Genomic DNA, 22185 nt, shown 5'->3' with positions numbered 1-22185 from the left:
CACAGCACTCAAACCGCACCGAAAGCAAGGAGCACCATGGCGAAGTCAGCCCGTCTGTCCGGATTCCCGGAACGACTCCCGGCCGAACGCGTGATCGAGAAGACCATCATCGACACCCTCGAACACACCTTCGCCCTGCACGGGTTCTCCGCCCTCAACCACCGCGCCGTCGAACCGATCAGCCAGCTGGCCAAGGACGGCGAGATCGACAAGGAGATCTTCGCCGTCTCCCGCCTCCACTCCGAGGGCGCCGAACGCAACCCTCTGGGACTTCACTTCGACCTCACGGTGCCCCTGGCCCGCTACATCGCCGACAATGCGAACGAACTGAGCTTCCCGTTCAAGGCCGCCCGCGTCCAGCCCGTCTGGCGGGGCGAACGGCCGCAGGCCGGTCGCTACCGTGAGTTCATCCAGGCCGATATCGACGTCATCGCCGATGGGGAGCTGCCCGGACACTTCGAGGTCGAGATCCCCCTGGCCGTGGCCGATGCGTTCTCCCGCCTCGCCCCGCTCGGCGTGCCCGGAATCAAGATCGTCGTCAACGACCGCAGGCTGCTCGAGGGCTTCGCCCGCGGAATCGGGCTGACGAACATCCAAGCCGTGCTGCGCTGCCTCGACAAATACGACAAGATCGGTCCCGACGAAGTGGCGAAGCTGCTGGCCGCCGAAGCCGGCGCCGATGAGGAGCAGCAGCGCCTGTGCCTGGAGTTGGCCGCCATCGAATCCGACTCCCCGGACTTCGCCGACGAGGTGCGCGCCTTGGGCGTCGACCACCCCCTGCTCGAAGCCGGACTCGAATCGCTGACGACGCTGCTGCGAGCCGCCGCCGTTCGCGCCCCCGGAGTCGTCGTCGCCCAGCTCAAGATCGCCCGCGGCCTCGACTACTACACGGGCGCGGTCTACGAGACCCAGCTGATCGGCCACGAGGAGCTCGGCTCCGTATCCTCCGGCGGGCGCTACGACTCGCTGGTGACCGTGGGGAAGAAGAACTACCCCGGGGTGGGCATGTCCATCGGCGTCTCCCGCCTCATGGCGTTCATCCTCGGCGAGACCTCGGAGATCCGCGCCACCCGCGGTACCCCCTCGGCCGTCGTCATCGCAGTCACCGAGGAAGCCCGACGGGCCGACGCTGACGCCGTAGCCGCGACGCTGAGGTCCCGGGACATCCCGTGCGAAGTCTCGCCGAACGCTGCGAAGTTCGGCAAACAGATCCGCTACGCGGAACGCCGCGACATCCCGTTCGTCTGGTTCACCGACGGTGAGTCCGGCCACGAGGTCAAGGACATCCGCTCGGGAGAGCAGACCACGGCCGACCCGGACACGTGGACACCCGCGGAAGACGACCTCTGGCCCCGCGTGTATCGGAGCTGAGCGCGGGGCGACTATCATTGTTCAGGCGCTAGACCACAACATCACAAAGGAGCCCTAGGTGCTGCGAAGCCACGAAGCCGGAAGCCTGCGAGCCGCGAACGCAGGAGAAACCGTCACCCTCACCGGGTGGGTCGATCGTCGTCGCGATCACGGAGGTGTGGCCTTCATCGATCTGCGCGACGCTTCGGGGATCGTGCAGGTCGTCGTCCGTGAGGACGATGCCCACCAGCTGCGCAACGAAACCGTCGTCAAGGCCACCGGCACCGTCTCGGTGCGCCCCGATGGCAACACGAACCCGAACCTGCCCACCGGCGAGATCGAGATCATCGACACCACCGTCGAGGTGCTCTCCGAAGCAGCGGCCCTGCCGTTCCAGGTCTCCGACCATGCCGAGGACTCGGGCGCCGTGGGCGAGGAGACGCGTCTGCGCTACCGCTACCTCGACCTGCGCCGTTCGGGCCCGGCCAAGACGATCCGTCTGCGCTCCGATGTCAACAAGGCCGCACGTTCGGTGCTCGACGCCCACAGCTTCGTCGAGGTCGAGACGCCGACGCTGACGAAGTCGACTCCGGAAGGTGCCCGCGACTTCCTCGTCCCGGCCCGCCTCAAGCCCGGCTCCTGGTACGCCCTGCCGCAGTCGCCGCAGCTGTTCAAGCAGCTGCTTCAGGTCGCCGGTATGGAACGCTACTACCAGATCGCCCGCTGCTACCGCGACGAGGACTTCCGCGCCGACCGCCAGCCGGAGTTCACGCAGCTCGACATCGAAGCCTCCTTCGTCGAGCAGGAGGACATCATCGCTCTGGCCGAAGAGATCCTCACCGCGCTGTGGAAGCTCATCGGCTACGACATCACCACCCCGATCCCGCACATCACCTACCACGAGGCGATGGAGCGCTACGGTTCGGACAAGCCGGACCTGCGCTTCGGCCTCGAGCTGCACAACCTCACCGAATTCTTCGCCGACACCCCGTTCCGCGTCTTCCAGTCGCCCTATGTCGGCTCCGTCGTCTACCCCGGCGGCGGCTCGCTGCCCAGGCGTCAGCTCGACGGCTGGCAGGACTGGGCCAAGCAGCGCGGGGCGAAGGGCCTGGCCTATGTGCTCGTGGCCGAAGACGGCACCCTGTCCGGTCCGGTGGCCAAGAACATCTCCGATGAGGAGAAGGCGGGACTCGTCGAGGCGGCCGGTGCGCAGCCGGGCGACGCCATCTTCTTCGCCGCCGGTGAGGCGAACTCCTCCCGTGCCCTCCTCGGTGCCGCCCGCAACGAGATCGCCGAGCGCACGGGTCTCATCCAGGACGGAGACTGGGCCTTCGTATGGGTCGTCGACGCGCCTCTGTTCGAATCGGCCGCCGAGGCGCAGGCGGCCGGAGACGTCGCCGTCGGCGGCGGACAGTGGACGGCCGTCCACCACGCCTTCACCGCTCCGAAGCCCGAATTCCTCGACCGCCTCGAAGACGATCCGGGCGCGGCACTGGCCTATGCCTACGACATCGTCTGCAACGGCAATGAGATCGGCGGCGGCTCGATCCGCATCCACCGCAAGGACGTCCAAGAACGCGTCTTCAAGATCATGGGCATCTCCGCCGAAGAGGCCGAGGAGAAGTTCGGCTTCCTCCTCGAAGCCTTCAAGTTCGGAGCACCCCCGCACGGCGGCATCGCCTTCGGCTGGGATCGCATCGTGTCCCTGCTGGCCGGCGTCGACTCGATCCGTGAGGTCATCGCCTTCCCGAAGTCCGGCGGCGGATTCGATCCGCTGACCCAGGCACCGGCACCGATCACCGGCGCCCAGCGCGCCGAGGCCGGCGTCGACTTCGAACCGGAAGACGACGACGCCGAGGCCTGATGAGCCAAGAACCCAATCTGTTCTCCGACGGCCCGGACCAGGAAACACCGGGTCCGGGCTTCGCCGGTTCCTCCGCGACCTCCTCGGGCAGGGCCCTGGATCCGCTTGCGGTGCGGATGCGTCCGCGGTCCCTGGACGAGGTCGTCGGCCAGGAGCACCTGACCTTCCCGGGGTCCCCGCTTAACCAACTCGTCGAAGCCAGCGGGGGAGACCGGGCGGGAGCCTCCTCGGTGATCCTGTGGGGTCCGCCCGGAGTCGGGAAGACCACGCTGGCCCATGTCATCTCCCATGCCCCGGGCCGCACTTTCGTCGAGCTCTCCGCCATCACCGCGGGCGTCAAGGACGTGCGCCAGGTGATCGAGAGCGCCCGCCGCGAACGGGAGATGTACGGACGGACCACCGTCCTCTTCCTCGACGAGATCCACCGGTTCTCGAAGGCCCAGCAGGATGCCCTGCTGCCGGCGGTGGAGAACCGGCTCGTCGTGCTCGTGGCCGCGACCACGGAGAATCCGTCGTTCTCCGTCATCTCGCCCCTGCTGTCGCGGTCGCTCATGCTCACGCTGCGTCCGCTCGACGACGAGGCGGTCGGCAATCTGCTCGACCGTGCCGTCGAATCAGATCGCGGTCTGGCCGGACAGTTCACCCTCACCGAGGAGGCCAGGAACTTCATCGTCCGCATCGCCGGAGCCGACGCCCGACGGTCGCTGACAATCCTCGAAGCCGCCGCCGGAATCGCCGCCGCACAGACGGAGGAGGCGAGCGACGAACCGATCGCGATCACCGAGTCCGCCTGCGCCGAGGCGAGCAGCGAGACCGTCCTGCGCTACGACAAGAACGGCGACCAGCACTACGACGTCGTCTCCGCCTTCATCAAATCCATCCGCGGTTCCGATGTCGACGCGGCCCTGCACTTTCTCGCGCGGATGATCGTCGCCGGTGAGGACCCGCGCTTCATCGCCCGTCGCGTCGTCATCTCCGCAGCCGAGGACATCGGCATGGCCGATCCGCAGGCGCTGCCGATCGCCGTGGCCGCCTCGACCGCAGTCCAGAACATCGGCATGCCCGAAGGACGGATCCCCCTCGCCGAGGCGGTCACCTACCTCGCGCTGGCCCCGAAGTCGAATGCGAGCTACCGCGCCCTGGACGCCGCGATCGCCGATGTGAAGAACGGACTCGCCGGTCAGGTGCCGATGCATCTGCGCGACGCCCACTATCCGGGGGCGAAAGAGCTCGGCCACGGCGAAGGCTACAAATACTCCCACGACTATCCGCACGGGGTCGCCGATCAGGAGTACCTGCCGGAGACGCTGCGGGGGAAGCGCTACTACTCTCCGACGGGCAACGGAATGGAACGCAGCATGGCTGAGAGGCTCGAGAACCTCAGGCGGCTGCTGCGACCCTGATAGCTTTGGAACAGTCGCGGCACCGTCGCGGGCAGCGCCGATCGAGGAGGACGGCATGGCAGACATCGTCATCACGATCGCCGCCGCGTTGGCGCTGGGACTCATCGCCCATGAGCTGCGCGTCCCGCCGCTCGTCGGTTTCCTCGCGGCCGGATTCCTCCTGCACGTCTTCGGCTTCACCGCCTTCGCGGGACTGCAGCAGGTATCGGACATCGGAGTCGTCCTGCTGCTGTTCACGATCGGACTGAAATTCGATCTGCGCTCCCTGCTCCAACCCGAAGCCCACGGCACCGCTGCGCTGCACATGATCACGGTGGTCCTCCTCGGCGCCGGGACGATCGGAGCTGCCGCCGCCATCGGAATCGTCAGCGTCGGCGGGGGACTGGGCACCTTGGCGCTGCTCGGCTTCGCCCTCTCCTTCTCCTCCACGGTGCTCGTCGTCAAAGTGCTCGAAGACCGCTCCGACGACGGGTCCTACTACGGGCAGATCGCCATTGCGATCCTCGTCCTCCAGGACCTCGCTGCGGTCGCCTTCATCACGATCGCAGGCGAAGAGCCGCCGAGCCCCTGGGCGTTCGCGCTCGTCCTGATCTTTCCCGTGGTCTGGGTGCTGCGACGGATCCTCGATCGCGTCGGACGCGGTGAGCTGCTCGTCCTCTTCGGCGTCGTCATGGCCTTGGGCCCCGGCTATGTCGCCTTCGAATCAGTCGGCATCCACGGCGACCTCGGAGCCCTGGTGCTCGGACTTCTCTTCTCCACCCACCCGCGAGCCGTGGAGATGTCGAAGTCGCTGTTCAGCGTCAAAGAGCTCTTCCTCGTCGGGTTCTTCGTCGTCATCGGGCTCCAAGCGGTCCCCACCTGGTCGGATCTGCTCATGGCGCTGGCCCTGTGCGTCGTGCTGCTGCCGTTCAACTTCGCGAGCTTCTACCTCATGGGTCGCCTCTTCGGCCTGCGCAACCGCACCAGCGTGCGCACCAGCCTGGCCCTGAGCAACTTCTCCGAATTCGCACTCATCGTCGTCGCCGTCGGAGTCGACAACGGACTCTTCGAGGACAACTGGCTGACCATCACCGCCCTCGCCGTGGCATTGGGGATGATCGGCTCCTCCCTGGCGAACGCCTACAGCCTCCGGATCGTCGCGAAGCTCGACGCGATCCTGCCGGATGAGAACGAGAGCCGGCTGCGGGCCAGTGATCGGCCGCTCGACACCGGAGATGCGGAAGTCGTCGTCCTCGGCATGGGCCGCATCGGTCGCGGAGCCTACGAGCGCTTCGTCGAACGCGGCGACCGCAGCGTCATCGGCATCGACAACGACCACACAGTCATCGAAGCCCTGCACGCCGATGAGTTCACAGTGCTCGAAGGCGACGCCACCGACCACGAATTCTGGCACCGCCTCGTCGTCGGCGGCAGCGCTCACACCGTCGTCCTCGCCATGGCGCTGCACGATTCGAACACCTTCGCCCTCGAACAGCTGCGCATCGCCGGCTTCCCCGGGACCATCGCCGCCGTCGTTCAACGCCCCGATCAGGCCGAGCACTTCGCCCGTGCCGGGGTCCACGCAGTGATCAACATCTACAGCGGGTCAGGAGCGGCCGTGGCCGATGCCGCCATCGACAGCCACGAAGACGGCCGCCGCCGGTGACAGCGGTGAGCGCGGACCAGGCGGTCGGCTGGAGCTGTCGGTGCGCAGCAGTCGGGAAGATCACAGCGGCGAGGCCGCCGATCCGCTTTGCGACACTCCGCCTGCACCCGCTAAGATAGACAGCTGTTGTGCCTGCACCCTAAAGGCGGTCGGTGCGAGCGGATCTCGACGCTCAATCCCTCTTTCCCATCCGGGGAAACAACAGTCGCGTTCGGGGCGAGAACCGCAAAGGCCCACCGCGGCAGAACACATTGATGAAAGGTAATACAGTGCCAGCACCAGCACGTAATCGCCGCATGACGCGCCTCTCGCGCGCCCTCGGCATTGCTCTGACACCCAAGGCCGAGAAGTACTTCGAGCGTCGCCCGTACCCTCCAGGTGAGCACGGTCGCGCCCGTCGTCGCAACGACAGCGACTACTCGGTCCGCCTCAAGGAGAAGCAGCGTCTGCGCGCGCAGTACGGCATCCGCGAGGCCCAGATGCTCAAGACCTACAAGGAAGCCAACCGTCTGCCCGGTCTGACCGGTGAGACCATGGTCGAGCTCCTCGAGTCGCGTCTCGACGCCCTCGTCCTGCGTTCGGGCTTCGCCCGCACCATGGCCCAGGCCCGTCAGTTCGTCGTCCACCGTCACATCACGGTCGACGGACAGCGCGTGGACCGTCCCTCCTTCCGCGTGAAGGAAGGCCAGACCATCCAGGTGCACGAGCGTTCGGCTTCGATGGATCCGTTCCAGGTCGCCGCCGCCGGTGGTCACAAGGACGTTCTGCCCGCAACGCCGGGATACCTCAACGTGAACCTCGAGGGCCTGCAGGCAACTCTGCTGCGCACCCCGAAGCGCGAAGAGGTGCCGATCACCTGTGACGTTCAGCTCGTCGTCGAGTTCTACTCGCGCTGATCTGCCGAACACAGCGCATCGCGCCACCGCGACTGCCCGGGACCGCACGGTTCCGGGCAGTCGTGCATTCACGGCACGCCGCGCCACATCGCATATTGCGACGGAGCCATTAAACTAGTCCCTGTTAAGTGCGGGTATGCACGAGTAAGTGTCGCGTCGGGCTCATTCGCCCGGCGGCGCACAGGCAATATCTGAAAGGCCTTGGATTGAAGACGGCAGAGATCAAACAACGCTGGTTGGACTACTTCGAAGCGAACGGGCACACCGTGGTCCCCTCGGCGTCGGTGATCAGCTCCGATCCGTCCATCCTGTTCAACATCGCGGGAATGGTCCAGTTCATTCCCTACCTCACCGGCCGTGAGCCGGCCCCGTTCAACCGTGCCACCAGCGTCCAGAAATGCGTGCGCACCGGAGACATCGAAGAGGTCGGCAAGACGACCCGCCACGGCACCTTCTTCCAGATGAACGGCAACTTCTCCTTCGGCGACTACTTCAAACGCGATGCCATCAAGTTCGCCTGGGGACTGCTGACGACCCCCGTCGCCGAGGGCGGACTCGGCTTCGACCCGGAGCTGCTGTGGGCGACGGTGCACGAGGACGACCTCGAGACCATCGACATGTGGCTCGAGGAGACCTCCGTTCCCCGTGAGCGCATCCAGCTGCGCGACAACGAGGACAACTACTGGCACACCGGCCAGCCCGGCCCTGGCGGCTACTGCTCGGAGATCTACTTCGACCGCGGCCCCGCCTACGGCGTCGACGGCGGCCCCGTGGCCGATGAAGACCGCTACATCGAGATCTGGAACCTCGTGTTCATGGAGTTCGAACTCTCCGAGGTTCGCTCGAAGGTCGACTTCGACGTGGCCGGCGAGCTGCCGGCGAAGAACATCGATACCGGCATGGGCCTCGAACGTGTCGCCTTCCTGCTCCAGGGCGTGGAGAACATGTACGAGATCGACGAGGTGTTCCCCGTCATCGAGGCCGCCAGCCGTCTGGCCGATCGGACCTACGGCGAGGACGAGCACGCCGATGTGCAGCTGCGCGTCGTCGCCGACCATGTCCGTTCGGCACTGATCATCATCGGCGACGGAGTGCGCCCCGGAAACGAAGGCCGCGGCTACATCCTCCGCCGCCTGCTCCGCCGTGCCGTGCGCGCCATGCGTCTGCTCGGAGTCAAGAAGGAAGTCCTGCCCGAGCTGCTGCCCGTCTCCATGCAGGCGATGAAGCTGTCCTACCCGGAGCTCGAAACCGACTTCGACCGCATCTCCCGGGTCGCCTACGCCGAGGAGAAGGCGTTCCTGCGCACCCTCGAATCCGGCACTCAGCTGTTCGCCAATGCCGCGAAGTCACTCGATGGCGCGGACAAGACCATCAGCGGAGACATCGCCTTCGCCCTCCACGACACCCACGGATTCCCCATCGACCTCACCCTCGAGATGGCCTCCGAAGCCGGACTGAGCGTCGATGAGGCCGGGTTCCGTGAGCTGATGAGCGAACAGCGCACCCGCGCCAAAGCCGATGCCAAGGCGAAGAAGGGCGGCGGCCACACCGACCTGTCCGCCTATTCGGCGCTGCTCGACGAAGGCAAGAGCGAATTCGTCGGCTATGACCGACTCGAATCCGACTCACGCGTGCGCGGAATCGTCGTCGACGGTGTGGCCGCCGAGGTGCTCACCGCCGGCCAGAGCGGCGACGTCGTCCTCGACCTGACCCCTTTCTACGCCGAATCCGGCGGTCAGCGCGCCGACGTCGGCCTCATCTCCGGCCACGGCTTCACCGCCCGGGTCAGCGACGTGCAGAACCCGGTCAAGGGTCTGCCCGCCCACCGGGTCGAGGTCATCGACGGAGAGCTGCGCGTCGGCGACGAGGTGCTCGCCGCCGTCGACCACGACCACCGGTTCCAAGGCGCACAGGCCCACACCGCCACCCACCTCGTCCACGCTGCGCTGCGCGAGATCCTCGGCAGCCACGCCGTGCAGGCCGGTTCGCTCAACCAGCCCGGATACATGCGCTTCGACTACTCGTTCCCCGAAGCCCCGAGCGCCCAGATGCGGGCCGAGATCGAAGAGGTCGCGAACCTCGCAGTGCGCTCGAACTACGAAGTCGGCACCGAATACATGTCCTTCGACGACGCCAAGAAGTCTGGTGCCATGGCGCTCTTCGGCGAGAAATACCCGAACGTCGTGCGCGTCGTCGACATCGGCGGACCCTTCTCCCGCGAACTCTGCGGCGGCACCCACGTCGGTGCCTCGGCAGAAGTCGGCCCGATCTCCGTGCTCTCCGAAGCCTCCGTCGGCTCCGGAGTCCGACGCATCGAAGCCGCTGTCGGCATGGATGCCTTCCGGTCCCTGGCCGCCGAGCGGACCATCGTGTCCTCGCTCTCGGAGATGCTCAAGGTCCCCGGCACCGATGTCACATCACGCGTGTCCGACCTGATGAGCCGGCTCAAGGACGCTGAGAAGGAGATCGCTCGCCTCAACGCCCAGCAGCTGCTGGCCTCTTCGGGCAAGTTCCTCGATGAGGCACAGACCGTGGGCCAGACGCTGTTCGTGCAGGCCGAACTCGGCGATATCGCCAATGCCGGAGACATCCGCACACTGGTCACCGACCTGCGCAACCGGGTCGCCGACCGTCAGGCGGTGATCTTCGGCATCGGAGTCAGCAGCGGAAAGCCCGTCGTCGTCATCGCCACCACCGAGGCGGCCCGTGCCGCCGGTCTGCAGGCCGGAAAGCTCGTGTCGCTGGCCTGCGGCGAACTCGGCGGCGGAGGCGGCGGCAAGCCCGACCTCGCCCAGGGCGGGGGCAGCAACCCCGCGGCGATCCCGTCAGCCATCGCGGCCGTCAAAGCAGCCATCCAGTGAGTTTCCGCCGAGGTCGCCGGTTGGGTCTCGACATCGGTTCCGTGCGGATCGGTGTCGCCTCCAGCGACCCCGACGGGATTCTGGCCACTCCGCTCACCGTCGTTCGGCGAGGGGATGAACCGGCGGCGCTGCGGCAGCTGCGCGATATCGTCGACGAATACGAACCCATCGAACTCCTGGTGGGGGACCCGAAGTCCCTCGACGGCGCCGCCCGGGCCGCAGCCACCTCGGCGTTGGAATTCGCCCGCCGGATCGCCGCGGCCATTGGCACATCCGTCCGTCTCGTCGACGAACGATTCACCACAGTCGAGGCCCACCAGGCTCTCGCTGCAGCCGGGAAATCGTCACGCCAGCGACGCGAGATCGTCGATGCCCAAGCTGCCGTGATCATCCTCCAGAACGCCCTCGAGTACGAACACAACACCGGTGTCCCCGCCGGCCGTGAGATGCCCGACGAGGAGAACGACGTATGAGCCCGATCACCGGAGAGTTCTCGACAGACGAAGGACTGTCCCGCGCAGAGATCCGCGCGAAGAAGCGGCGCAGAATGATGCGCCGGCGACGCACGACGACGATCGTGATCATCTGCATCCTCGTCTTCGGCATCGGGGGATTCTTCGGTGTGCGCGCGGCCGGGGGAGTCTTCGATGACCTGTTCGGACCGAAAGGCGACTACGAGGGGCAGGGCACGAACGAGGTCTCGATCGAGATCGCTCCCGGATCCTCGGCCCGCACCGTGGCCAACCAGCTCGTCGAAGCCGGAGTGATCATGAACTCCGAACCCTTCCTCGACGAGATCGAACGCCGTGAGGCGACCATCCAGGCCGGAACCTGGACGATGCGGGAGAAGATGAGCTCGAAGGCCGCGGTCGAAGCGCTCATCAACCCCATCGCCCCGCCGAAGATCACGGTCGCCGAAGGCAAACAGGTCGAAGAGATCAAGGCGATCATGATCGAATCGGGGATGAACGCCGATGAGGTCGACAAAGCCATCGACGACAAGACCCCGAAGGACTACGGACTCGAGATCGACGCACCGAGCCTCGAGGGGTATCTGTACCCGGCGACCTACGACCTCAACAAGCAGAAGACCGCCGAGGACATCGTCCAGGAGATGGTCGACAAGACCGAGACCGAACTCGACGAACTGGGAATCGAGAGCAAGGACGCCAACCGCATCCTCACTCTGGCCAGCCTCGTGGAGAAGGAATCCCCGGGTGACCCCGAAGTGCGCTCGAAGGTCGCCAGGTCCTTCCTCAACCGCATCTCCGACGAATCGCAGACCGGAGGACTCCTCCAATCGGATGCGACCGTGGCCTATATCCACGGTGCCCGCTCCGACCTGACGACGACGAAGAAGGAACGCCAGTCGGACTCGCCGTACAACACGTACAAGAAGAAGGGTCTGCCTCCCGGTCCCATCAACTCGCCGAGCAAGGGCGCCGTCGAAGCTGCGCTCGAACCCGCCGACGGTGACTGGCAGTTCTTCGTCGCGACCAACCCGGACACGGGGGAGACCAAGTTCGCCGACAACTACGAGGACCACAAGAAGAACGTCGAGATCTACCGCAAGTGGCTGCGCGAGCACAGCAAGGACGACGGATAGCCGGTGAAGATCGTTGCCGCGGTGCTCGGTTCGCCGATCGCACACTCGAAATCCCCGCTGCTCCACCGAGCCGCCTTCGCAGCGCTGAACCTGGCATCCAGCGAGTATTCCCGGTACGAAATCGGAGCCGACGAGCTCGAGGGATTCCTCGACTCCCACCCCGATCACACCGGTTTCTCACTGACGATGCCGTTGAAGGACCGACTCGTCACGCTCGCTGCCGAACGCGGGTGGACCGTCGACGAAACGGCAGCACTGACGGCGGCCGGCAACACCCTTGTCCGCCGCAGCGGAGAAGTGCAGGTGGCGAACACCGACGTCGAGGGCATCGTGCGTGCCATCGCCTCGCACAGGGAATCGGGTCCGTCCGCGGCCGGTGGCGCGGGAGCCGGTCGGACGACGATCCTCGGCGCCGGAGCCACGGCCGCCTCGGCGCTCGTGGCCTGCCGCGATCTCGGGATCGCACACGTGGACTTCCGCGTCCGCAACCCGGACCGTGCCCGCCGGGTTCTCGAGCTGGCCGAACGGATCGGGCTGACCGCCTCGGTGGGCGACCTGACCCGGATCGGTCCATCGTCGATCGTCATCTCCACGCTGCCCGCCGAGGCGGCGCCCGACCCGATCTGGGAAGATTCCTTCGCCCCCGGAGCGATCGCCCTCGACGTCGCCTACGCCGCCGATTCGACCTTCCTCGCCGCGGCCGCCGCACACGGTCTGCGCCCCGTCGCCGGAACCGCCATGCTCGTCGAACAGGCCGTCGCCCAGTTCGAGATGTTCCTCGCCGCAGCCAGGGCCGACGACCCAACCGAGACGGAGACCCAGCCGACCTCGAACACCCCGCCGGCGGCAGACGACCTGACCGCGCGGATCACGGCGGCCATGTACGCAGCACTCGAGGGCCCACCCGCCCGCGCTCAGGACTGAACCGGCGATCGCGATGAACACCGGGGTGCTGCACGGGATGACCATCGGAGTCACGGTTCTGGCCGCTCTGGCCTGCGGTCTCATCCTCGCCGTGACCCCACGGACCTGGCTCAACGACTCCGCGCACCTGCAGCGGTGGCAGTCATCCAGATGGGCACGCGGTCCGGGACCGATGCTGCTCGGCCCCATCATCGCCGCGGCAGTCGCCGTCGTCTTCACCCTCTTCGTGCTCGCACCACTGGAGACAGGGTGGAGCGCCTATGCGCCGCTGGACGGAGCGACGTTCGCCCCAGACCAGCCGAACTCCGCCGATCGCATCCTCTCCGCCCTGCTGCTGGGACTCGTCTCCGGAGCCACACCATTCCTCATCTCCGCAGATCTGAGCGTCCGCAGACTGCCTGATCGGATCGTCATCCCCCTGTCTCTGGTCGCCGTGGGACTCCTGATCACGGGCTCCGTGCTCGGAGAACTGCCGATGTGGTTCTGGTCATTCTTTGCCGGAATCCTCGGACTCGTCGCCTTCGCCGCGCTGCACCTCGTGGGTCGACTGCTGGGAGTGCGGACGATGGGGCTCGGGGACGTCAAGCTCGCGTTCATCGTCTTCGCCGTGCCCGGTCTCTTCGACCCGTGGGCACCTGCCCTCGTGCTTGTCGCCATGATGCTCATCAGCGGCGTCTGGGCGCTCATCGGCGCGATCCGTGCCGGTCGGGTGCGCGGGGTGACCATCGCCTTCGGACCGGCCATGCTTTCCGGCATGTGGCTCGGGTGCCTGTTCGCCCCAATACTTTTGTAGAATCGGTGGAATGTTGAGATGGCTGACTGCAGGCGAATCCCACGGCGAAGCGCTGACCGGGATCATTGAGGGGCTTCCCGCCCATGTACCGATCACCAGGGACGATATTCGTGCGAGCCTGGCTCGCCGCCGACTCGGCTATGGCCGCGGCGCACGGATGAAGTTCGAAGCCGACGAGGTGCGTCTCCTCGGCGGTGTCCGCCACGGGCAGACCTTGGGCTCACCGGTGGCGATCGAGGTCGGCAACACCGAATGGCCGAAATGGGAATCCGTGATGAGCCCGGATCCCGTCGACGCGTCCGAACTCGAAGGACTGGCGCGCAACGCCCCGTTGACCCGGCCGCGTCCGGGCCATGCCGATATCGTCGGCATGCAGAAGTACGGCTTCGACGAAGCCCGCCCCGTGCTGGAGCGCGCTTCGGCGCGTGAGACCGCAATGCGCGTGGCACTGGGCACGGTGGCCGCGAAGTTCCTCGGCGAACTGGGCATCACCCTCGTCTCCCACACCGTAGCCATCGGCGGTGCAGAACATGCCGACGATGCGCTGCCCGCGCTGCCGACCGCAGCCGATGTCGAGGCCCTCGACGCCGATCCGGTCCGCTGCTTCGACGCCGACCTCTCGGCGGCGATGGTCACCGAGATCGACGCGGCGAAGAAGGCCGGGGACACCCTCGGCGGAGTCGTCGAAGTGCTCGCTTACAACCTGCCTCCGGGCCTGGGCTCCCACGTGCATTGGGACCGTCGTCTCGACTCCCGCCTGGCCGGTGCCCTCATGGGCATCCAGGCGATCAAGGGCGTCGAGGTCGGAGACGGCTTCCTCACCACGAAGCGTCCCGGCTCACAGGCCCATGACGAACTGGAAGTCGGACCCGACGGATTCCGCCGCACGAGCAATCGTGCCGGCGGCACGGAAGGCGGAATGTCCACGGGCGGCCCGCTGCGTGTGCGGGCGGGAATGAAGCCGATCGCCACGGTGCCGCGTGCCCTGGCGACGGTCGACGTCGAAACCGGTGAGGCCGCGAAGGCGAACCATCAGCGTTCCGACGTGTGCGCAGTTCCCGCCTCGGGAGTCGTCGCCGAAGCCATGGTGGCACTCGTGCTCGCCGAAGCCGTCGTCGAGAAGTTCGGCGGAGACTCCGTTGCCGAGACGAAGCGGAACCTGGACGCCTATGTCGCGGCCATTCCGGAGAACCTCCGCATCGGACAATGAACCACACCCCGCTGCCCAAACCGGTTCCGCCCTTGGAACCGGTCCCCGCCGCGCTCTCGCGCATCGTGCTCTCCGGTCCGCCGGCGGCAGGGAAATCGACGATCGGTCGGCTGCTCGCCGACCGGCTCGGCCTGCCGCTGACGGACACGGACGCGAACATCGTCGACAAGTACGGGGTCATCTCGGAGATCTTCGTCGAACGCGGCGAAGATCACTTCCGACGCATCGAACGGGAGGTCGTGCGCAGAGCGCTGCGTCGTCTGCTCGATCGTCCTGGCATCGTGTCCCTGGGCGGAGGAGCGATCCTCAACCCCGGCACCCGAGCCCAGCTTCGACACCCGGCGATCAAGGTCGTGCACATCGATATCGATGTCGACACCGTGTCCCAGCGGCTGACCGCCCCGCACCGACCGCTGCTGCGCGGTGCCGGCAGCCCGGTGGAGAACTGGCTGGCCCTGGTCAGCGAACGCGAACCGCTGTACGAACAGGTCGCGACCTTCCGGGTCCAGGCCTCGAACTCCCCACCGTCGACGGTGGTCAACCGAGTCGTCGACGTCCTCACCGGTCTGCAGCGAGCCGAGGAGTACGCGAAGTACGCCGATCCCGACGACGACGGATCCGGTCAGCAGCGCTGAGCACAGCCCCGGCGGTGAGACGCCTGCGACCACATCGGTCACCCGTTTCGCCGCCGGGAGCCTGTGAGGGCTAGGCTGGATCCGGCCCACGGAACAGGTGGCTCGACTCCGAGCACTCACCGGGCGGCCGAGCCTTGAGAGAAGACGATGAACGATCAGGAAGACGGACGAATGAGCCTCACACGCATCAATGTGGACGCCGGCGGGAACTACCCCGTCCTCGTCGGCCAGGGACTGCTCGGCGAACTGCCCGAGCTGCTCGGAAACCGTGTCGAGAAGGTCCTCGTCATCCACCCCCGCGCCCTGCGCACCACCGGTGAGACCGTTCGCGACGACCTCGCCGCCGCCGGTCTCGAGGCCGTGGCCGCGGAGATCCCCGACGCCGAAGAGGCCAAACACGTCCAGGTCGCTGCATTCTGCTGGCAGGTCCTCGGCCAATCCGACTTCACCCGCACCGACGCGATCATCACCGTCGGCGGGGGAGCGGTGAGCGACCTCGGCGGATTCGTCGCCGCCACCTGGCTGCGCGGAATCAAGGTCATCCACATCCCCACCACCGTGCTCGGTATGGTCGATGCCTCCGTCGGCGGCAAGACCGGGATCAACACCGCCGAAGGCAAGAACCTCGTCGGCTCCTTCCACGCACCCGCCGGTGTCCTCGTCGACCTCGACACGCTCGGGACCCTGCCGGAGAACGAACTGTTCACCGGCCTCGCCGAGGTGGTCAAGACCGGATTCATCGCCGACCCCGCGATCCTCGATCTCGTGTCGAACCATTCGAAGGACGAAATCGCCGATGTGCACGGCCCCGTGCTGCGCGAACTCATCGAACGCTCCATCCGGGTCAAGGCCGATGTCGTCTCCGGAGACTTCAAGGAGTCCGGACGCCGGGAGATACTGAACTACGGCCACACCCTCGGCCACGCGATCGAGCACAAGGAGCGTTACCAGTGGCGCCACGGTGCCGCCGTATCGGTGGGCATGGTCTTCGCCGCCGAGGTGGCGTCGATGATCAAGAGCCTGCCCTACGAAGTCGTCGACCTCCACCGTGAACTGCTCGGCAAGCTCGGACTGCCGGTGGGCTACCGTTCCGACGTGTGGCCGCAGCTGCTGGACACGATGAAGAGAGACAAGAAGGCCCGCGGAGCGATGCTGCGGATGGTGCTGCTCAGCGACATCGGCGAACCGAGCACCGTCGAGATCCCCGATGCCTCCATTCTCTTCACCGCCTACCAGGAGATCGGCGAGGATTCGCCGACGGTTCCCCTCGGGATCGGCCTCGGCCTCAACTGACCCCGCCCGGATGGAAGCGTCCCGCTGGGCTTGCTAGACTTGCCCAGTGGCGCGTTCGTCGACCCCGCACCTCGGGGTTCTCCGGCGCGTCGTGCCGACTGCGATCACCATTCGGTGATCAGGACTGAACCGAAGAAGGACGAATTAGTGGCGACAACGAACGACCTGAAGAACGGCCTTGTGCTCAACCTCGACAACCAGCTGTGGCAGGTGCTCGAATTCCAGCACGTCAAGCCCGGAAAAGGACCGGCCTTCGTCCGCACCAAGCTGAAGCATGTCATCTCCGGCAAGATCATCGACAAGACCTTCAACGCCGGCACCAAGGTCGAGACCGCGAACGTCGACCGCCGCGATATGCAGTACCTCTACCATGACGGCACCGACTACGTGTTCATGGATGCCAAGGACTACGACCAGGTCAACATCTCCGCAGAGCTCGTCGGCGACGCCGCGAACTACATGCTCGAGAACCAGGATCTGCAGATCTCCTTCCACGAGGGCACCCCGCTCTCCGTGGAGCTGCCGCCCTCGGTGGAACTGACCATCACCCACACGGAACCCGGACTTCAGGGCGACCGTTCGACCGGCGGTTCGAAGCCCGCGACCCTCGAGACCGGGTACGAGATCCAGGTGCCCCTGTTCCTCGAAGAAGGCGTGAAGGTCAAGGTCGACACCCGCAGCGGCGACTACCTCGGTCGCGTCAAGTAAGTGGCGTCCGCACGTACCCGAGCCCGTCGCCGGGCTCTCGAGCTGCTCTTCGAAGCCGGGCAGCGTCGACTGGCCATGGACGAACTCGTCACCATGCGGTCGAACGATCCCGACTACCCGATGAAGGAATACGCGGTCGAGATCGTCAAGGGCATCACCGAGAAGCAGGCGGAGATCGACGAGATCATCTCCACCTACTCAGAAGGCTGGACCCTGGATCGGATGCCGGCTGTCGACCGATCGCTGCTGGAGATCGGAACCTGGGAGATGCTGTTCAACGACGAGGTTCCCGACAAAGTGGCCATCGACGAAGCAGTGTCTCTGGCCAGACAGTTCTCCACAGATGACTCTCCCGGCTTCGTCTCGGGGCTGCTCTCCCGCATCCTCGACGTCAAACCGACACTCATCTGAGGCGGCGGGTCCGCACTCCGGACCCGCCCGCCGGTGGGCACCCCACCGGGTCTACAATCGAATCGAACCACTCCTTTAACCACCGTCCAGAGAGGCGGAGAAGGGGAAATATGACACAGCGAACAGTGCTGGACGCCCCCGATATCTCGCGGGCGATCACCCGCATCGCGCACGAGATCATCGAATCCAACAAGGGCGGCGACGACCTCGTCCTCTTGGGCATTCCGCGCCGCGGAGTCCCGCTCGCCCACCGACTCGCCGAGGCGATCGCCTCCATCTCCGGTCGGCCCGAGGCCGCAGGCGAACTCGCCGGCAGCCTCGACATCACGATGTACCGTGACGATCTGCGCGGCGGCTCATACCGGGCACCCGAACCCACCACCATTCCGAGTGCGGGAATCGATGCGAAGACCGTTGTCCTCGTCGACGATGTGCTCTTCTCCGGACGCACCATCCGCGCCGCCCTCGACGCCCTCGCCGATGTCGGTCGGCCCGCCAAGGTCCGCCTCGCCGTCCTCGTCGACCGCGGCCACCGGGACCTGCCGATCCGTGCCGACCATGTCGGCAAGAACCTGCCGACCTCGAGCAGCGAACGCGTCAACGTCTCCCTGACCGAAATCGACGGTGACGACTCCGTCAGCATCTCGGGAGGCCGCGAATGAAGCATCTGCTCGACACCGCATCGCTGAGCCGGGACGACGCCATCGGCATCCTCGACATCGCCGAGGAGATGACTCTCGTCTCCGAACGCGAGGTCAAGAAGCTGCCCGTGCTGCGCGGACGCACAGTCGTCAACCTGTTCTTCGAGGATTCCACACGCACCCGACTGTCCTTCGAAGCCGCAGCCAAACGCCTTTCGGCCGATGTGCTCAACTTCTCCGCCAAGGGCTCCTCCGTTTCGAAGGGCGAGAGCCTCCAGGACACGATCCAGACGATCTCGGCGATGGGCGCCGATGCCATCGTCGTCCGCCACTCCGGGGCAGGCACCGCCCACCGCCTCGCCCATACCGGGTGGATCGACGTCCCCGTCGTCAACGCCGGCGACGGCACTCACGAACACCCCACCCAGGCGCTCCTCGACGCGTTCACTCTGCGTCGGGCACTCGCCGGAGTCCCCGCCTCGGGGCCGGTGAAAGGGGGACCGCGCGGTCAGGGACTCGACGGAGCGAAGGTCGCCATCGTCGGAGACATCCTGCACTCCCGAGTGGCACGGTCGAACGTCCACCTGCTCGCCCGCCTCGGCGCGGACGTCCACCTCATCGCTCCGCCCACGCTGCTGCCCTGGGGAGTGGAGAGCTGGCCGGTGACCGTCCACTACGACTTCGATTCGGCGCTGAGCGGCGAGGATTTCGCGGCCGTGATGATGCTGCGGGTCCAGCACGAGCGGATGCACGAATCCTTCTTCCCCAACGAACGCGAATACGCCCGCCTGTGGGGTCTGAGCGCGGCCCGTCTGGCCAAACTGCCGGAGACGAGCTTCATCATGCACCCAGGGCCCATGAACCGCGGCTTCGAAATCTCCGCTGCCGCAGCGGACTCACCCCGCGCCCTCGTCCTCGACCAAGTCGAGAACGGAGTGAGCGTGCGCATGGCGGTCCTCTACCGTCTGCTGACCGGTCAGGAGGAGACCAATGACTGATTACCTCATCCGCGGTGCCGATGTGCTCGGACGCGGAGCCGCCGATATCGCGATCCAGGACGGTCGCATCGTCGATCCCGAGCTGCTGAGCTCAAGCGACTATGAGACCGTCGACGCCGCAGGACTCGTGGCCCTGCCGGGACTCGTCGACATGCACACTCATCTGCGTGAGCCGGGCAAGGAAGACGCCGAGACCGTGCTCACCGGATCACGTTCAGCCGCCTCGGGCGGGTTCACCTGCGTCCACGCCATGGCGAACACCGCGCCCGCAGCCGACACCGCCGGAGTCGTCGAACAGGTTCACCGCCTCGGCCGCTCCGCCGGTTTCACCGAAGTCGTACCCGTCGGCGCCGTGACCACCGGGCTCGAGGGCAAGCAGCTCGCCGAGCTGGGAGCCATGGCGCGCTCCGGAGCCCGCGTGAGGATGTTCTCCGACGACGGAATCTGCGTCTCCGATCCGCTGCTCATGCGCCGCGCCCTCGAATACGTCAAGACCTTCGACGGCATCATCGCCCAGCATGCACAGGAGCCGCGCCTGACCGAAGGCGCACAGATGAATGAGGGAACGGTCTCGGCCGAACTCGGACTGCCCGGCTGGCCCGCCGTGGCCGAGGAGTCGATCATCGCCCGCGATGTGCTCCTGGCCGAACACGTCGGATCCCGGCTGCACATCTGCCACGTCTCCACGGCCGGCAGCGTCGACCTCATCCGCTGGGCCAAGGCCCGGGGGATCGCCGTGACCGCCGAGGTGACACCGCACCATCTCATGCTCACCGACGAACTCGTGCGCACGTTCGACCCCGTCTACAAGGTCAACCCGCCGCTGCGCACCGACCGCGATGTGCAGGCGCTGCGTGAAGCGCTGGCAGACGGCACGATCGACGTCGTCGGCACCGACCACGCCCCGCACACGGCCGAACACAAATGCAGCGAATGGACCGCAGCGGCCATGGGCATGGTCGGCATGGAATCCGCCCTGTCGATCGTCGTCGCCGCCATGGCCGACCACGACTTCGACTTCGGCGATGTGGCCCGCGTGATGTCCTCGGCTCCGGCTCGGATCACCGGGGCCTCCGGGCACGGCAGCCTCGAGATCGGGGCGAGTGCGAACATCGTCCTCGTCGACCCGGCCGCACCGCACCGCATCGAACCCGCCGACCACGCCACGAAGGGACGCAACAACCCCTTCGCCGGCGTCGAAGTCACGGCGCGGGTCACCGACACCTTCTTCTACGGCCACCGGGTCTTGGCCGCAGGGGCACTCACCACACCCCACCCGGCAGGAGCAACATGGACACAACAGTAGGCACACTCATCGTCGCCGCCGTCATCCTCCTCGTGATCGTCGCGATCGCCTGGGGATGGAGCCGACGCAAACAGGCCCAGTCAGAGGTCGTCACCCCGCCGAAGCCCCATATGGGAATCAAGGCAGTGGGCGATCCCGTCGAAGGCTCCTATGTGTCGACGACGAAGGCCGGCCATCCGCTCGAACGCGTCGCCGTCCACGGTCTGGGCATCCGCACCACCGGGGAACTCGTCGTCACCGACGGGGGAGTGATCATGGACCTGGCCGGACGCGAGGACTTCCTCATCCCGCGCCGCGACATCGTCTCCGTGGACACCACGAACGGGATGATCGGGAAATTCGTCGAACGCGGAGGCATCATCCGCATCACCTGGCACCTGGGCGACACCCTCGTCGACACGGGCTTCCGCGCCCGCTACGCCGCATCCACCACTCCCACCGTCGACCGCATCCGCGAAATGATCGAAGAGGCACAATGAGCTTTTCCACCACCCCCGCCGTCCTCGTCCTCGAAGACGGCCGGACCTTCCACGGATCCGCCTACGGACACATCGGCGAAACCACCGGTGAGGCCGTGTTCGTCACCGCCATGTCCGGCTACCAGGAGACGCTGACAGATCCGTCCTATCACCGACAGATCATCATTCAGGCCGCTCCGCACATCGGTAACACCGGAGTCAACCGCAACGATGACGAATCCGCCCAGATCTGGGCCGCCGGCTACGTCGTCCGCGATGCCTCCCGCATCTCGTCGAACTGGCGCTCCGAAGGCGACCTGGCCGACTGGCTGACCGAGTCCGGGATCGTCGGCATCTCCGACGTCGACACCCGAGCCCTGACCCGCCACCTGCGCGACAAGGGAGCCATGCGTGTGGGCATCTTCTCCGGACCCGCCGCCGAGGCGCCCGAATCCGAACTCCTCGCCCGTGTCCAGGCGTCCCCGCAGATGGCCGGAGCCAACCTCGTCGACGAAGTCTCGATCACCGAACCCACCCTCATCCCCGCCCGCGGGGAGAAGCGCTTCAGCGTCGCCGCCGTCGACCTCGGCATCAAATCGATGACCCCCGAACGACTGAGCGAACGCGGAATCGACGTGCACCTGCTGCCGTCGACGATCAGCTTCGAAGAGATCCGGGCCCTGGGCGTCGACGGAGTCTTCTTCTCCAACGGCCCCGGCGACCCCGCGACCGCAGACGACCAGGTCGAACTGCTGCGCGCCGTGCTCGACGCCGGAATCCCGTTCTTCGGCATCTGCTTCGGCAACCAGCTGCTCGGTCGGGCCCTGGGCTTCGGCACTTATAAGCTGCCCTTCGGCCACCGTGGAATCAACGTGCCCGTAATGGACCGGACCACGGAGAAGGTCGAGATCACCTCGCAGAACCACGGCTTCGCCGTCGACGCTCCGCTGACAGGGGAGACCACCGCTCCGCACAAGGCCGACTACGGCCGGGTGACCGTCTCCCACGTGTGCCTCAACGACGACGTCGTGGAGGGACTCGCCTGCCTCGACATCCCCGCCTTCTCCGTCCAATTCCACCCCGAGGCTGCGGCCGGCCCGCACGATTCGAGCTACCTGTTCGATCGCTTCGTCGACCTCATGTCCGTTTCCCAGGCCGATTCGGCTGCCCAGGCCTAAGGAGA

General features: G+C 66.5%; 20 protein-coding genes. All 20 read left to right on the top strand.

The genetic code is table 11. The features are described from left to right. Nucleotides 1-36 precede the first annotated feature (36 nt). Entirely contained in the window at nt 37-1371 is a 1335-nt protein-coding gene (hisS, locus tag ACSBQT_RS04850) for a histidine--tRNA ligase (protein WP_410711439.1), read from the top strand. Nucleotides 1372-1429: 58 nt separating this feature from the next. Continuing rightward, nucleotides 1430-3214: an aspartate--tRNA ligase gene (gene aspS, locus ACSBQT_RS04845; protein ID WP_410711438.1), complete on the top strand. Its 1785-nt coding sequence runs from the start codon at nt 1430-1432 to the stop codon at nt 3212-3214. Then, nucleotides 3214-4617 carry a replication-associated recombination protein A gene (locus tag ACSBQT_RS04840; RefSeq protein ID WP_410711437.1) on the top strand — a complete coding sequence of 468 codons (1404 nt, stop codon included), beginning with the start codon at nt 3214-3216 and terminating at the stop codon, nt 4615-4617. Before aspS ends, ACSBQT_RS04840 begins: the two co-directional genes overlap by 1 nt. A 55-nt stretch (nt 4618-4672) precedes the next feature. Further along, nucleotides 4673-6262, top strand: coding sequence for a cation:proton antiporter domain-containing protein (locus ACSBQT_RS04835; RefSeq protein ID WP_435001019.1), 1590 nt, complete (start codon nt 4673-4675; stop codon nt 6260-6262). 254 nt (nt 6263-6516) lie between these two features. After that, nucleotides 6517-7158 (top strand): 30S ribosomal protein S4, encoded by a 642-nt coding sequence (gene rpsD / locus ACSBQT_RS04830; RefSeq protein WP_373270422.1) that lies wholly within the window; start codon nt 6517-6519, stop codon nt 7156-7158. Between the two features lie 206 nt (nt 7159-7364). After that, nucleotides 7365-10019, top strand: a complete 2655-nt coding sequence (gene alaS, locus ACSBQT_RS04825; RefSeq protein WP_410711435.1) for an alanine--tRNA ligase — start codon at nt 7365-7367, stop codon at nt 10017-10019. Beyond that, a complete protein-coding gene (ruvX, locus tag ACSBQT_RS04820) occupies nt 10016-10492 on the top strand; it encodes a Holliday junction resolvase RuvX (protein WP_435001018.1) in 477 nt (158 codons plus the stop codon). Before alaS ends, ruvX begins: the two co-directional genes overlap by 4 nt. Then, a complete protein-coding gene (gene mltG / locus ACSBQT_RS04815) occupies nt 10489-11625 on the top strand; it encodes an endolytic transglycosylase MltG (RefSeq protein WP_435001016.1) in 1137 nt (378 codons plus the stop codon). The genes ruvX and mltG overlap by 4 nt, the downstream gene beginning before the upstream one ends. A gap of 3 nt (nt 11626-11628) precedes the next feature. Continuing rightward, nucleotides 11629-12549: a shikimate dehydrogenase family protein gene (locus ACSBQT_RS04810; protein WP_410711432.1), complete on the top strand. Its 921-nt coding sequence runs from the start codon at nt 11629-11631 to the stop codon at nt 12547-12549. A 37-nt stretch (nt 12550-12586) separates the two neighbouring features. Then, on the top strand, nt 12587-13342 hold the full coding sequence (locus ACSBQT_RS04805; RefSeq protein ID WP_435001015.1) for a prepilin peptidase: 756 nt from the start codon (nt 12587-12589) through the stop codon (nt 13340-13342). Nucleotides 13343-13352: 10 nt separating this feature from the next. After that, on the top strand, nt 13353-14552 hold the full coding sequence (gene aroC / locus ACSBQT_RS04800) for a chorismate synthase (RefSeq protein ID WP_410711430.1): 1200 nt from the start codon (nt 13353-13355) through the stop codon (nt 14550-14552). Beyond that, complete coding sequence (locus ACSBQT_RS04795; protein ID WP_410711429.1) at nt 14549-15187, top strand: shikimate kinase; 639 nt, start codon at nt 14549-14551, stop codon at nt 15185-15187. The genes aroC and ACSBQT_RS04795 overlap by 4 nt, the downstream gene beginning before the upstream one ends. 171 nt (nt 15188-15358) lie before the next feature. Further along, nucleotides 15359-16480 carry a 3-dehydroquinate synthase gene (gene aroB / locus ACSBQT_RS04790; protein ID WP_410711428.1) on the top strand — a complete coding sequence of 374 codons (1122 nt, stop codon included), beginning with the start codon at nt 15359-15361 and terminating at the stop codon, nt 16478-16480. A 147-nt stretch (nt 16481-16627) separates the two neighbouring features. Continuing rightward, nucleotides 16628-17188, top strand: a complete 561-nt coding sequence (efp, locus tag ACSBQT_RS04785) for an elongation factor P (protein WP_262776692.1) — start codon at nt 16628-16630, stop codon at nt 17186-17188. After that, on the top strand, nt 17189-17599 hold the full coding sequence (nusB, locus tag ACSBQT_RS04780) for a transcription antitermination factor NusB (protein ID WP_039207417.1): 411 nt from the start codon (nt 17189-17191) through the stop codon (nt 17597-17599). A gap of 110 nt (nt 17600-17709) precedes the next feature. Next, entirely contained in the window at nt 17710-18261 is a 552-nt protein-coding gene (pyrR, locus tag ACSBQT_RS04775) for a bifunctional pyr operon transcriptional regulator/uracil phosphoribosyltransferase PyrR (protein WP_410711427.1), read from the top strand. After that, on the top strand, nt 18258-19238 hold the full coding sequence (locus ACSBQT_RS04770; protein ID WP_410711426.1) for an aspartate carbamoyltransferase catalytic subunit: 981 nt from the start codon (nt 18258-18260) through the stop codon (nt 19236-19238). Before pyrR ends, ACSBQT_RS04770 begins: the two co-directional genes overlap by 4 nt. Then, entirely contained in the window at nt 19231-20544 is a 1314-nt protein-coding gene (locus tag ACSBQT_RS04765) for a dihydroorotase (RefSeq protein ID WP_410711425.1), read from the top strand. The genes ACSBQT_RS04770 and ACSBQT_RS04765 overlap by 8 nt, the downstream gene beginning before the upstream one ends. Next, entirely contained in the window at nt 20529-21023 is a 495-nt protein-coding gene (locus ACSBQT_RS04760; protein WP_410711424.1) for a hypothetical protein, read from the top strand. The genes ACSBQT_RS04765 and ACSBQT_RS04760 overlap by 16 nt, the downstream gene beginning before the upstream one ends. Further along, a complete protein-coding gene (gene carA, locus ACSBQT_RS04755) occupies nt 21020-22180 on the top strand; it encodes a glutamine-hydrolyzing carbamoyl-phosphate synthase small subunit (protein ID WP_410711423.1) in 1161 nt (386 codons plus the stop codon). Before ACSBQT_RS04760 ends, carA begins: the two co-directional genes overlap by 4 nt. Nucleotides 22181-22185: the final 5 nt, after the last annotated feature.

Origin of the sequence: Brevibacterium sp. H602, from assembly GCF_051172395.1 — a bacterium.
Taxonomy (GTDB): Bacteria; Actinomycetota; Actinomycetes; order Actinomycetales; family Brevibacteriaceae; genus Brevibacterium.
This window is presented reverse-complemented; position numbering and strand designations above follow the sequence as displayed.